This window comes from Thiomonas sp. OC7 (assembly GCF_900634595.1).
Lineage (GTDB): Bacteria > Pseudomonadota > Gammaproteobacteria > Burkholderiales > Burkholderiaceae_C > Thiomonas > Thiomonas arsenitoxydans.
This window is the reverse complement of the sequence record NZ_LR131953.1, coordinates 3,125,007-3,137,379: the sequence shown is the minus strand read 5'-3', so window position 1 is coordinate 3,137,379 and position 12,373 is coordinate 3,125,007. Positions and strand designations below refer to the sequence as shown.

Here is a 12,373-nt window from a genome sequence, read left to right as displayed (position 1 = left end):
GCCTGGGAACCTACCGTCGTCCTCAGCTTCGCCTTCATCTTCTTGAAAGACCATGTCGCTGCCGTCATCCTCCATGCCCTCCGATCCGCACCAGGGCAGCCGCCTTCTGGGCGATTTCATCCGTCTGCACCGCAACCGTCTGTCGCCTGCCGCAGCGGGCTTGCCTGCGACGGGGCGGCGACGAGCGCCCGGACTGCGCCGCGAAGAGCTCGCCTCGCTCTGCGGCGTCAGCGCCACCTGGATCACCTGGCTGGAACAGGGGCGGCCGGTCGCGCCTTCACCCAAGACGCTGGAGCGTGTGGCGCACGCGCTGCAACTGACCCCTGCGGAGCGCGCGTATCTGTTCGAGCTGGCGCAGCGGCGCGACCCGAGCGAACCCGCGACACCGACAAAAGCGGTCGATGCCGTTCTGCGCAGCGTGCATGCCATAGTCCATCCCGCCTATGTGCTCAACCAGCGATGGGACGTGGTGGCGGGCAACGCTCAGGCGCAGGATCTGTTTCTCGGCTGGCAGACCTCCCCCGCCACACCACACACCGAACCAGCCACTGAGGAGCCGCCCAACCTGTTGCGCTTTCTGTTTTTCAACCCGCAGGCGCGCGGGCTGATCGAAAATTGGCCGCTACGTTCGCAGCGGCTTGTAGCGGAATTCCGGGCGGACTGCGGCGGGCGCCTGCACACCTCGCCCTTGCGCGCCTTGATCGATGAACTAAGCGCGCTCAGCCCCGAGTTTGACGCGTTCTGGAAACTCAATGATGTGCAGGAGCGCGAAGGCGGCGAAAGGGGCTTTGCCCATCCCCGGCACGGCCGCCTGGTGTATGAACAACTCACCCTGCGGGCGGCGCTGCACCCGGAGTACAAACTGGTGATGCTGCTCCCGGTCGCGACACCGTAATAAACAAATCTTCGAGCGAAAAAAGACCGCGCCCAGCGCGGTCTTTACAGGCAATGGATGAATGCCGACCGATCAGCCGCGCTCCGCGATGGGCTTGACATCGCGGCGCACCGACCCGGTGAACAGTTGGCGCGGACGACCGATCTTGTACTCGGGATCGGTGAGCATTTCGTTGAGCTGCGCGATCCAGCCCACGGTGCGCGCCAGCGCGAAGTTGGCGGTAAACAGCGACACCGGCACGCCGATGGCCTTCTGCACGATGCCCGAATAAAAATCGACGTTGGGATAGAGCTTGCGCTGGATAAAGTAGTCGTCTTCCAGCGCGATTTTTTCCAGCGTCATCGCCAGCTTGAACAGCGGGTCGTTGTGCAGGCCCAGGGCGTCGAGCACTTCGTGGCAGGTCTCGCGCATGAGCTTGGCGCGCGGGTCGTAGTTCTTGTAAACGCGGTGGCCGAAGCCCATCAGCCGCACCGAGGAGTTCTTGTCTTTGACTTCGTTGATGAACTCGCCGATCTTCGCCACGCCGCCCTTGGCCTGGATGTCGTCGAGCATGTTCAGACAGGCTTCGTTGGCGCCGCCATGCGCCGGCCCCCACAGGCAGGCCACGCCGGCCGCGATGGCCGCGAAGGGGTTGGTACCGCTGGAGGCGCACAGCCGTACCGTCGAGGTGGACGCGTTCTGTTCGTGGTCAGCATGGAGGATGAAAATGCGGTCGAGCGCGCGCTCGATCACCGGGTTGGGCACGTAATCCTCGCAGGGCGTTGCCCACATCATGCGCATGAAGTTGGCCGCATAGCTCAGGTCGTTGCGCGGGTACATATAGGGCTGGCCTTGGTTGTACTTGTAGGCCATGGCCACCAGCGTGGGCATTTTGGCGATGAGGCGGATGGCCGAAATGTCGCGCTGCTCGGGATCGTTGACGTTGATCGAATCGGGATAGAACGCCGACATCGCCCCCACCAGCCCGGTGAGCACCGCCATCGGATGGGCGTCACGGCGGAATCCGCGCAGAAAGAACTGCATCTGCTCGTGCACCATGGTGTGCTGGGTCACGCGATCGGAGAAGGCCTTTTTCTGTTCGGCGTTGGGCAGCTCCCCGTAGAGGATGAGGTAGCAGGTCTCCATGTAATCGCACTGCACCGCGATCTGGTCGATGGGATAGCCGCGGTAGAGCAGCTCGCCCTTGTCGCCGTCGATATAGGTGATGGCCGAGCTGCAAGAGGCGGTGGACAGAAAGCCCGGGTCATAGGTGAATTTGCCGGTCTGGCCGTAGAGCTTGCGGATGTCGATCACGTCCGGGCCGATGGTGCCTTTGTAAATCGGCAGGTCGACGCTCGGTGCTCCGTCGCTGAACGAGAGCGTGGCTTTATCGCTTGAAGGGGTCATTTTGAAATCTCCGGGGACTGTGTAATGAGGCTCCCGGAGGCAGACCCCGGGGACGGAATGACGCAAGCCCGTACTTGCGGGCTCACAAGCGCTGCAAAGTGTCAAGCAAGCCCCGGATCTGCGGTGTATCCAGTTCTTCCGGGAGCGGGGTTTTACGCATGAAAAGATCTAAAAGCGTGTTGTCGTCCAGTGCGAGCAGGGCGCCCAGCGCCGCCACCTCTTCGCTGCTGAGCGGCATTTCGCGTTGGGCAAAGTAGCGCTGCAGAATCAGATCGTTCTCCAGCATGCCGCGCCGCGCGCGCCAGCGCAGCCGGGACAGGTCGGCGGCGTCGGCAGGGGCGTTCGCGTGCAGCATGGCAGGCTCAGACGGCGCGGCGCACCATCATTTCCTTGATCTTGCTGATGGCCAGCGTGGGATTGAGCTCTTTCGGGCACACGTCCACGCAGTTCATGATGGTGTGGCAGCGGAACAGGCGGTAAGGGTCTTCGAGATTGTCGAGGCGCTCGCCAGTGGCTTCGTCGCGGCTGTCGGCGATGAATCGATAGGCCTGCAAAAGCCCTGCGGGGCCGACGAATTTGTCGGGGTTCCACCAGAAACTCGGGCAACTGGTGCTGCAACTCGCGCACAAAATGCACTCGTAAAGACCGTTGAGCTCTTCGCGTTCGGCGGGGCTTTGCAGACGCTCTTTTTCCGGCGGCGGCGTGTTGTTGACCAGATAGGGCTTGATCGAGTGGTACTGGTTGAAGAACTGGGTCATGTCCACGATCAGGTCGCGGATGACAGGCAGGCCCGGCAAGGGCTTGAGCACCACCGGCTCCTTGAGGGTGAGCAGATTGGTGATGCAGGCCAGGCCGTTTTTGCCGTTGATGTTCATCGCATCCGACCCGCACACCCCTTCGCGGCAGGAACGGCGGATAGACAGCGAATCGTCGAGTTCCCACTTGATGCGCTGGATGGCGTCGAGCAGCATCTTGTCGGTGTGCTGCAACGTCACCTCATAGTCCTGCATGTAGGGCTTGGCGTCTTTATCCGGGTCGTAGCGGTAGATCGAAAACTTCATCTTGCGCGTGTCGTTCATATGCGCTCCTCATGCCTGCCGTGCGCAGGCTGTTGATCCATCAGAAAGTGCGTGCCTTGGGCTTGAAGGACTCGACGGTCAGCGGCTTGAGCTTCACCGGCTTGTAGCTCAGGCGGCTGCCCTCGCGCCACCACAGGGTGTGCTTGAGCCAGTCCTGGTCATCGCGTTCAGTGTGATCGTTGTGATAGTGCGCGCCGCGGCTTTCCTGGCGGGCTTCGGCCGAGACCATGGTGGCCTTGGCGACTTCGATCAGGTTGTCGACCTCCAGCGCCTCGATGCGCGCGGTGTTGAATACCTTGGATTTGTCTTTGAGGTGGATGCGGTCAACCTGCCCCGCGATATCGGCAATCGCCTGCACGCCCTCGGCCATGAGCTTTGCGTTGCGGAACACGCCGCAATGCGTCTGCATCGCCGCGCGGATGGCGTCGGCCACCACATGGCTGCCGTCCCCGCTCTTGGAGGCGTCAAGCTGGGCCAGGCGCGCCAATGAGCGGTCGGCGGCGTCCTTGGGCAGGGGTTTGTGGCTGCGCTGATGAATGCCGCTGTTCACGATATGGTTGCCCGCCGAGCGGCCGAATACCAGCAGGTCGAGCAGCGAGTTGGTGCCCAGGCGGTTGGCGCCGTGCACGCTCACGCAAGAGCATTCGCCGATGGCGTAGAGCCCGCCCACCACGGCCGCAGGATCGTCGCCCTGCGGCACGACCACTTGGCTGTGGATGTTCGCCGGAATGCCGCCCATCTGATAGTGAATGGTCGGCACCACCGGAATGGGCTCTTTGATCGGATCGACGTTGGCAAAGCGGATGGCGATTTCGCGGATGGAGGGCAGCCGCTTCATGATGGTTTCGGCGCCCAGGTGATCGAGCTTGAGCAGCACATGATCCTTGCGCGGCCCGGCGCCACGACCTTCCTTGATCTCCTGGTCCATCGAGCGCGAGACAAAGTCGCGCGGCGCCAGGTCTTTGTAGGTCGGGGCGTAACGCTCCATGAAGCGCTCGCCGTTGGCGTTGAGCAGAATGCCGCCCTCGCCGCGCACGCCCTCGGTGATCAGCACGCCCGCACCCGCCACGCCGGTGGGGTGGAACTGCCAGAACTCCATGTCCTGCAGCGGCAGCCCGGCACGCGCGGCCATGCCCAGGCCATCGCCCGTGTTGATGAAGGCGTTGGTCGAAGCGGCGAAGATGCGCCCTGCCCCGCCGGTGGCCAGCACCGTGGCCTTGCCCTCGAAAACCGTCACGTCGCCGGTTTCCATCTCCAGCGCGACCACGCCGAGCACGTCGCCTTCGGCATCGCGAATCAGATCGAGCGCCATCCACTCCACGAAGAAATGGGTGCGGGCCTCTACGTTTTGCTGATAGAGCGTATGCAACATGGCATGGCCGGTTCGGTCCGCCGCAGCGCAGGCGCGCTGTACCGCTTTTTCGCCGAAGTTAGCGGTGTGGCCGCCGAACGGCCGCTGGTAAATGGTGCCGTCGGGGTTGCGGTCGAACGGCATGCCGAAATGTTCGAGTTCGTACACCGCGCTGTTGGCCTCGCGGCACATGAACTCGATGGCGTCCTGGTCACCCAGATAGTCCGACCCTTTGACGGTATCGAACATATGCCAGTACCAGTCGTCTTCACTCATATTGCCCAGCGCAGCGGAGACCCCACCTTGCGCCGCCACCGTGTGCGAGCGGGTGGGAAACACCTTGGAGAGCACCGCCACGTCCAGCCCGGCACGCGTGAGCTGCAGCGCGCAGCGCAACCCGGAGCCGCCCGCACCCACCACCACCACATCGAATTTTCGGTTACTGACCTGCATTTACGCTCTCCACAACACTTGCAGGGCCCAGCCCGCGCAAGCCAATAGCCACAAAATGGTGCCGATCTGCAGCAGCAGTCGCACGCCGACCGGTTTGACGTAATCCATCCAGATGTCGCGCATGCCCACCCAGACGTGGTAGATGAGCGCCAGCACCGTCACGAAGGTCAGCAGCTTCATCCACTGCTGGGCGAACAAATCGTGCCAGCGCTCAAAGCTCAGCGGGCCGGGCGCGAGGAAATACACCAGCAACACTAGGGTGAACACCGCGATCACGGCGGCGGTGACGCGCTGCGCCATCCAGTCGCGCAGGCCGTAGTGCGCGCCGACGACCAGGCGCTTGTTTCCAATCTTGTCGGCAGCCATGTCAGTACACCCCCAGCAGCTTGAGGCCGAACAGCGCGGTGAGACCGAGCGACACCGCAAAAGTGATGAGGGCCAGTTGCAGGCCCTGCGCCTTGCTCACGGCATGAAACGCATCCATCCACAAATGCCGCACCCCTGCCACGAGGTGATGCATTAGCGCCCAGAACAATCCGAGCAGAATGAGCTTGACGAACCAGTGCGAAAGAAATTGCGTGATGGCCGCATGACTGTCGGCGCTGCGCAGACTGTCGTCGAAAGCCCAGAGCACCAGCGGCAGCGCCAGGAACATCACCGCGCCGCTGATACGGTGCAAGATGGACACCAGGCCCGCCAGCGGCAGGCGGTAGCCCACGATCTGGCTGATGTGGATGTTGCGGTAAACCGGCCGGGCCGGTGGCGAAGCAGGTTTTGTCATGACACTGTCCTCGTTGTGATCGGTTGTTATCGCAGGTTTTCGGATCGGCACATCAACCCGGCAAGAGGTAGATGCACGAACGAATGCTGCTTTTTGTTTTGAAGTCTATTGCATCGCAGCAAAACAGCCGGACGGCTGGGCTGGCAACTGCGATGCTTTCGGGGTCACTAATTCAACTCATTGCGATAGTGATGATGCCTCGTGTTGTACAGCCCGCGGCGGTATTCCGCAGGCAGTTCACCATAACTGAATGACAGCCGTTCGACGAGTAGCAGGGCTTCGGCCTCGCGCACCCGCAGAAGCTGCGCCTCCTGCGCGCTGGCATTGACCGCACGCAACTTTTCTTCCGCCCGCACCATGCGGGTGGAAAACTCGGACTCGAACAAAGCGTAAAGCGGGCCGCGGTAACTTTCCAGCCGCTCCGCGGTCAGTCCGCGAAACGCCGGGCCGGGCAGGTAAATATCTTCGTACACCACAGGCTCGCCCGCCAGCAGCAGCAAGCGGCGAATCTGCGTCACGCTCTCGCCGACTTTGATGCCCAGGGTGCGCGCCACCTCTTGTGAGGCGCGGGAGCGCTTGCATTCCAAAAATTGCCGCTCCATGGGCTGCGGCACAGGGCGCGCGCCATCAGCTGCGGCATCGGGCACGATGCGCAGGAAGCGGAATTTCACCCGCTCTTCATGGTGCGTGGAGACAAAGGTGCCGCGCCCTTGGCGTCGCAGCAGCAGACCTTCGGCCGCGAGTTCATCCACCGCCTTGCGCACAGTGCCCTGGCTGACGCCGAAGCGCCGCGCCAGATCGGCTTCGCTGGGAATGAGTTCTCCCGGCTTCCAGTCCCCCTGTTGCAGGCTGCGCGTAATCAGACCCTTGATCTGCCGATACAAAGGGCTGAAACTCGGGTTGGACGCCAATTTGGATGCCGATTCGGACACATGGGCGGCCTGCAACTCGGTCGCTGGAGTGGGGGCGGGGCGGGAAGCCATCATGTCGTGCATTGCAGCATAGGCTGCCCCGCCTTGTCCAGCTTTTGATAAAAAACATCTTATATAAGATAGAAGAGTGATTGACGCCCGAACGACCTCGGCCTACACTTCTTTCGCATACTGCGGCGCACAAAGAGCCGCAAAGAGTCACTACCCTGAGCTGTCCCGCTGTGTTGTTCTGCTGAGTTCTATTCACGCAGGGCGCCTGCTCCATCAACCCCTACCGACCAGGAGTTTCCCCATGTCCAAAGCCCCCGTACGCGTGACTGTCAGCGGAGCCGCTGGCCAGATCGGCTATGCCCTGCTGTTTCGCATCGCCTCTGGCCAAATGCTGGGCGCCGACCAGCCGGTGATTCTGCAACTCCTGGAGATTCCCGACGAAAAGGCCCAGAAGGCGCTGGGCGGGGTGATGATGGAGCTTGAAGATTGCGCCTTTCCGCTGCTGGCGGGCATGAGCGCGCATGGCGACCCCATGACCGCCTTCAAGGATGTGGACTATGCCCTGCTGGTGGGCGCCCGCCCGCGCGGCCCCGGCATGGAGCGGCGCGACCTGCTGTCGGCCAATGCGCAGATTTTCACGGCGCAGGGCAAGGCGCTCAACGCCGTGGCCAAGCGCACGGTCAAGACGCTGGTGGTCGGTAATCCGGCCAACACCAATGCCTATATCGCGATGAAATCCGCGCCTGATCTGCCGGCAAAAAATTTCACCGCCATGCTGCGCCTGGATCACAACCGCGCACTAAGCCAACTCGCCGCCAAAACCGGCAAAGCAGTGGGAGAAATCGAAAAAGTCTGCGTCTGGGGCAATCACTCCCCGACCATGTACGCCGATTACCGCTTCGCCACCGTCGGCGGCCAGTCGGTGAAAGACATGATCCATGACGACGCCTGGAACCGCGACGTCTTCCTGCCCACCGTCGGCAAGCGCGGCGCGGCCATCATCGAAGCGCGCGGCCTGAGCTCCGCCGCGTCCGCCGCCAACGCCGCCATCGACCACATGCACGACTGGGCGCTGGGCACCAACGGCAAGTGGGTGAGCATGGGCATTCCATCGGACGGGTCTTACGGCATTCCCGAGCAGACCGTGTTCGGCTTCCCGGTCACTTGCGCGGGCGGCGAATACCAACTGGTGCGCGATCTGCCCATCGACGCGTTCTCGCAGGAGCGCATCAACAAAACCCTGGCCGAGCTCGAAGAAGAGAAGGCTGGCGTGCAGCATCTGCTCTGAACGGCCATGACGACCCAAACTGCAGGCGAGCGCTTCCGTCTCGCACTCCAACAGGAAAGCCCGCTGCAGATCGTGGGCGCGATCAACGCCAACCACGCCTTGCTGGCCCAGCGGGCGGGCTTCAAGGCCATCTACCTCTCGGGCGGCGGCGTGGCGGCCGGCTCGTTGGGCATGCCCGATCTGGGCATCAACACGCTGGACGACGTGCTCACCGACGTGCGCCGCATCACCGATGTCTGCGACCTGCCCCTGCTGGTGGACGTGGACACCGGCTTCGGCCCTAGCGCCTTCAACATTGCGCGCACCGTCAAAAGCCTCATCAAATTCGGCGCCGCAGCGCTGCACATCGAAGACCAGGTGGGCGCCAAGCGTTGCGGCCACCGGCCCGGTAAAGAAATCGTCAGTAGCGGCGAAATGGTCGATCGCATCAAGGCCGCGGTGGACGCCCGCACCGATCCCGCCTTCTACCTCATCGCCCGCACCGACGCCATCGCGGTCGAGGGGCTCGACGCGGCCATAGCCCGTGCCCGCGCCTGCGCCGAAGCCGGGGCCGACGCCATCTTCGCCGAAGCCGCGCTCGATCTCGACACCTACCGCAAGTTCGGCGCCGCCGTGGGCGTGCCCTTGCTGGCCAATATCACCGAATTCGGCGCCACGCCGCTGTTCACCGTGGAAGAGTTGCGCAGCGCCGGTGTGTCCATGGCGCTCTACCCGCTCTCGGCGTTTCGCGCTATGAACAAGGCCGCGCAGACGGTGTACGAAACCCTGCGGCGCGACGGCACGCAAAAGGCGGTGTTGCCGCTGATGCAGACCCGCGCCGAGTTGTACGAGAGCATCGGCTACCACGCCTACGAGCAGCGGCTGGACGCCATTTTTTCCGGCAGACCCCAATCCTGAAGCAGGCGTGAACCGATTCGCAAGCTGCTAACTGAATTGAATACCGAGGAGACAAACCCATGAGCGATGACGCAGCCCCCGCTGGCATGACCTTCAAGCCGAAAAAATCGGTCGCGCTTTCCGGGGTGACCGCAGGCAACACGGCCCTGTGCACCGTCGGACGCACCGGCAACGATCTGCACTACCGCGGCTACGACATTCTCGATCTGGCCGAGGCTTGCGAATTCGAAGAGATCGCCCACCTGCTGGTACACGGCAAACTGCCCAACACCGCCGAACTCGCGGCCTACAAGACCAAGCTGCGCCGTCTGCGCGGCCTGCCCGCCGCGGTGAAAGCCGCGCTGGAGCAACTGCCGCCTTCGGCCCACCCGATGGACGTGCTGCGCACCGGCGTCTCCGTGCTGGGCTGCGTCATGCCCGAGAAAGACGATCACAACGTCGCCGGCGCCCGCGACATTGCCGACAAGCTCATGGCCTGCCAGGGTTCGATGCTGTTGTATTGGTGGCATTACGCTGCCAACGGCCGCCGCATCGAAGTCGAGACCGATGACGACTCCATCGGAGGCCACTTCCTGCATCTGCTGCACGGCCACAAGCCCAGCGCCTTGTGGGAACGGGCGATGCACACCTCGCTCATCCTCTACGCCGAGCATGAGTTCAACGCCTCCACCTTCACCGCCCGCGTCATCGCCGGAACCGGCAGCGACCTGTTCAGCGCCGTCGCCGGGGCCATCGGCGCCCTGCGCGGCCCCAAGCATGGCGGCGCCAACGAAGCGGCGCTCGACATTCAGCGGCGCTACGCCAGCCCCGATGAAGCCGAGGCCGACATCCGCAGCAGGGTCGCCAACAAGGAAGTGGTCATCGGCTTCGGCCATCCGGTCTACACCATCGCCGATCCGCGCAACAAGGTCATCAAGGAAGTCGCCCGCCGGCTTTCAGCCGATCAGAAAAACATGCACCTGTTCAACGTGGCCGAGCGTCTGGAGACGGTGATGTGGGACGTGAAAAAAATGTTCCCCAATCTCGACTGGTTCAGCGCCGTGAGCTACAGCCTCATGGGTGTGCCCACCGCCATGTTCACCCCGCTGTTCGTGATTTCGCGCACCAGCGGATGGAGCGCGCATGTGGTGGAACAGCGACAGGACAACAAGATCATTCGACCCAGCGCGAATTACACTGGCCCGGAAAATTTGCAGTTCGTGCCGCTCGCACAGCGTCCTTGACTCGTCCCGCGCACTTCTCGCCATGCCCACGCGCCCGGCTTGTCACTCGCCTCGTCCCGGAGCGGTTTTTTTCCGTGTTCCAGTTCGTGGAGTGTTCAAGATGAAACGTCAGTTCTTTTTCCTGTCCGGAGTGGTCGGTCTGTCCTGCGCGCTTGCCCTGCCTGCTCATGCGCAAGCGCAGGCCAGCAAGGAAAAAACAGTGGATGCCGCAACCGCCGCGACTCACGGCACCACCAAGGCCGAGCCGACGGTCGTGGCAACCGCCGATATCGCAACCCCGGCCCTGCTGATCAGCAATGCCCCCGGCGCCCGCGTGCCCGGCACGGAAAACGGCTTTCCCGATGTGAACCCGGTGTTTGCGCTCAAGGCCGGACGCATGGTGTGCGGCAGCCGCCGCCTGCCGATGGACGTCAAGATCGAAGGCGCCAACGACCAGGCCGTGCTGCTGACCTGGAATCGGAAAAGCTACATCCTCAAGCGCAAGCCCACCTCCACCGGCGCTTACCACTTCGACGATGCCAAGGCTGGCTTCGTCCTCATTCAGATCCCGACCAAGAGCATGCTGTTCGACAAAAAGAACATGACGCGACTGGCCGACGACTGCGTTCCCTCGCCCTGACGGGCTCTCCCTTACCCACGATCCATGTCCTCAGCGATTTCCAACGTCCGCCCCGCCCCCGATCAAGTTCTGGCTGACATAGCCGACTACGTCCTCAAAACCGATCTGCAAAGCGCACTGGCTTATTCCACGGCGCGAAACTGTCTGATCGACACCCTGGGCTGCGGACTGGAAGCGCTGGAGTACCCGGCCTGCACCAAGCTGCTCGGCCCCATCGTGCCCGGTACCGTGGTGCCGCATGGCGCCAAGGTGCCCGGCACCCAGTTCCAGCTCGACCCGGTTCAGGCCGCGTTCAATATCGGCGCGATGATCCGCTGGCTGGACTTCAACGACACCTGGCTGGCGGCAGAATGGGGCCACCCGTCCGACAATCTGGGCGGCATCCTGGCGGTGGCCGACTGGCTCAGCCGCAACGCCGTAGCCGCGGGCAAGCCGCCGCTGACCATGCGCGACGTGCTCACCGCCATGATCCAGGCGCATGAAATCCAGGGCGTGATCGCGCTGGAAAACAGCTTCAACAAGGTCGGCCTCGATCATGTGGTGCTGGTCAAGGTCGCCACCACCGCCGTGGTTGCGCGCATGCTGGGTCTGTCGCGTGACGAAATCATCAACGCCGTGTCACTGGCCTGGGTGGACGGGCAAAGCCTGCGCACCTACCGCCACGCGCCCAACACCGGCAGCCGCAAGAGCTGGGCCGCCGGCGACGCCACCAGCCGCGGCGTGCGTCTGGCGCTCATCGCCAAGACCGGCGAAATGGGCTACCCCAGCGTGCTCACCGCCAAGACCTGGGGCTTTTACGACGTGAGCTTCGGCGGCCAGCCGTTCAAGTTCCAGCGCCCCTATGGCAGCTATGTGATGGAGAACGTGCTGTTCAAGATCAGCTTCCCGGCCGAGTTCCACAGCCAGACCGCGGTGGAGGCGGCCATGACGCTGCACCAGCAACTTCGCGCTGCGGGCAAGAGCCCGGAAGACATCGCCAGCATCGTCATCCGCACGCATGAGGCCTGTATCCGCATCATCGACAAGAAGGGCCCGCTGAACAACCCGGCCGACCGCGACCATTGCATTCAATACATGGTGGCGGTGCCGCTGCTGTTCGGCCGCCTCACTGCGGGCGATTACGAAGACACGGTCGCCGCCGACCCGCGCATCGATGCCCTGCGCGAAAAAATCGTCTGCGTCGAAGACCCGCAATACACCCGCGACTACCACGACCCGGAAAAGCGCTCCATCGCCAATGCCCTGACCGTGACCCTCAAAGACGGCTCGGTGCTGCCCGAGGTGGCCGTGGAATATCCCATCGGCCACAAGCGCCGACGCGCCGACGGCATCCCTTTGCTCGAAGCCAAGTTCCGCACCAACCTGGCACGGCGCTTTCCGGGCAAACAACAAAAAACCATTCTCGACGTGTCGCTGGATCAGAACTTGCTCGAATCCATGCCTGTGCACGACTACGTTGATCTGTACGTCATCTGACC

Annotated in this window: 13 protein-coding genes; 6 read left to right on the top strand and 7 right to left on the bottom strand. The window is 63.1% G+C overall.

Annotated features, from left to right (window positions below; translation table 11 throughout):
• Positions 1 to 52: 52 nt before the first annotated feature.
• Positions 53 to 895, top strand: a complete 843-nt coding sequence (locus tag BIO17B3_RS15050; RefSeq protein ID WP_156054646.1) for a helix-turn-helix transcriptional regulator — start codon at positions 53 to 55, stop codon at positions 893 to 895.
• A 72-nt stretch (positions 896 to 967) separates the two neighbouring features.
• Here BIO17B3_RS15050 and gltA read toward each other — a convergent pair whose 3' ends face one another.
• The 7 genes from gltA to BIO17B3_RS15015 form a co-directional block, all read right to left on the bottom strand.
• A complete protein-coding gene (gene gltA, locus BIO17B3_RS15045) occupies positions 968 to 2,281 on the bottom strand; it encodes a citrate synthase (protein ID WP_156054645.1) in 1,314 nt (437 codons plus the stop codon).
• Between the two features lie 82 nt (positions 2,282 to 2,363).
• Positions 2,364 to 2,636, bottom strand: coding sequence for a succinate dehydrogenase assembly factor 2 (locus BIO17B3_RS15040; RefSeq protein ID WP_156054644.1), 273 nt, complete (start codon positions 2,634 to 2,636; stop codon positions 2,364 to 2,366).
• A 7-nt stretch (positions 2,637 to 2,643) separates the two neighbouring features.
• On the bottom strand, positions 2,644 to 3,360 hold the full coding sequence (locus BIO17B3_RS15035; RefSeq protein ID WP_013106610.1) for a succinate dehydrogenase iron-sulfur subunit: 717 nt from the start codon (positions 3,358 to 3,360) through the stop codon (positions 2,644 to 2,646).
• A 40-nt stretch (positions 3,361 to 3,400) separates the two neighbouring features.
• A complete protein-coding gene (sdhA, locus tag BIO17B3_RS15030) occupies positions 3,401 to 5,164 on the bottom strand; it encodes a succinate dehydrogenase flavoprotein subunit (protein ID WP_156054643.1) in 1,764 nt (587 codons plus the stop codon).
• Entirely contained in the window at positions 5,165 to 5,530 is a 366-nt protein-coding gene (sdhD, locus tag BIO17B3_RS15025) for a succinate dehydrogenase, hydrophobic membrane anchor protein (RefSeq protein ID WP_013106612.1), read from the bottom strand. It abuts the gene before it with no gap.
• Position 5,531: 1 nt separating this feature from the next.
• The gene (sdhC, locus tag BIO17B3_RS15020; RefSeq protein WP_013106613.1) at positions 5,532 to 5,945 is read right to left on the bottom strand and encodes a succinate dehydrogenase, cytochrome b556 subunit; all 414 of its coding nucleotides are present in this window, start codon (positions 5,943 to 5,945) and stop codon (positions 5,532 to 5,534) included.
• A gap of 167 nt (positions 5,946 to 6,112) precedes the next feature.
• Positions 6,113 to 6,940, bottom strand: a complete 828-nt coding sequence (locus tag BIO17B3_RS15015) for a GntR family transcriptional regulator (protein WP_156054642.1) — start codon at positions 6,938 to 6,940, stop codon at positions 6,113 to 6,115.
• Positions 6,941 to 7,169: 229 nt separating this feature from the next.
• Between BIO17B3_RS15015 and BIO17B3_RS15010 the strand changes: the two genes are divergently transcribed.
• The 5 genes from BIO17B3_RS15010 to BIO17B3_RS14990 all read left to right on the top strand — a co-directional run bounded on the left by BIO17B3_RS15010 (position 7,170) and on the right by BIO17B3_RS14990 (position 12,371).
• On the top strand, positions 7,170 to 8,156 hold the full coding sequence (locus BIO17B3_RS15010; protein WP_156054641.1) for a malate dehydrogenase: 987 nt from the start codon (positions 7,170 to 7,172) through the stop codon (positions 8,154 to 8,156).
• Positions 8,157 to 8,162: 6 nt separating this feature from the next.
• On the top strand, positions 8,163 to 9,053 hold the full coding sequence (prpB, locus tag BIO17B3_RS15005) for a methylisocitrate lyase (RefSeq protein WP_156054640.1): 891 nt from the start codon (positions 8,163 to 8,165) through the stop codon (positions 9,051 to 9,053).
• Positions 9,054 to 9,112: 59 nt separating this feature from the next.
• On the top strand, positions 9,113 to 10,276 hold the full coding sequence (prpC, locus tag BIO17B3_RS15000; RefSeq protein ID WP_156054639.1) for a 2-methylcitrate synthase: 1,164 nt from the start codon (positions 9,113 to 9,115) through the stop codon (positions 10,274 to 10,276).
• Positions 10,277 to 10,376: 100 nt separating this feature from the next.
• Positions 10,377 to 10,895 carry a hypothetical protein gene (locus tag BIO17B3_RS14995; protein WP_156054638.1) on the top strand — a complete coding sequence of 173 codons (519 nt, stop codon included), beginning with the start codon at positions 10,377 to 10,379 and terminating at the stop codon, positions 10,893 to 10,895.
• A gap of 24 nt (positions 10,896 to 10,919) precedes the next feature.
• A complete protein-coding gene (locus tag BIO17B3_RS14990) occupies positions 10,920 to 12,371 on the top strand; it encodes a bifunctional 2-methylcitrate dehydratase/aconitate hydratase (protein WP_156054637.1) in 1,452 nt (483 codons plus the stop codon).
• Positions 12,372 to 12,373: the final 2 nt, after the last annotated feature.